Below are 292 nucleotides of genomic sequence, written 5' to 3' on the forward strand. Positions count from 1 at the left end.
AGCCAGGTGTCGCACCTCAAGCTATGCGCGAGCCGGGCGTTCTGGCTGGCGGCCTACCCAAGCCAGGGCCACGAGATGCTGTTCGACGCCCACACCCGCTCGTTCGCGGCGCTGGGCGGCGTCAGCCGGCGCGGCATCTACGACAACATGAAGACGGCGGTCGACAAGGTCAACAAGGGTAAGGGACGCATCGTCAATGCGCGCTTTGCCTCGATGTGTTCGCACTACCTGTTCGATCCCGATTTCTGCAATCGCGCCTCGGGGTGGGAGAAAGGCGTGGTCGAGAAGAACG

The 292-nt window shown here is 63.7% G+C and carries 1 pseudogene; it reads left to right on the forward strand.

From position 1 onward, the window contains the following. Positions 1–292: pseudogene (locus D0817_RS25420) on the forward strand (DDE-type integrase/transposase/recombinase); the annotation flags it as partial.

The sequence above is a fragment of the Flavobacterium cupreum genome, from assembly GCF_003996965.1.
Taxonomy (GTDB): domain Bacteria; phylum Bacteroidota; class Bacteroidia; order Flavobacteriales; family Flavobacteriaceae; genus Flavobacterium; species Flavobacterium cupreum.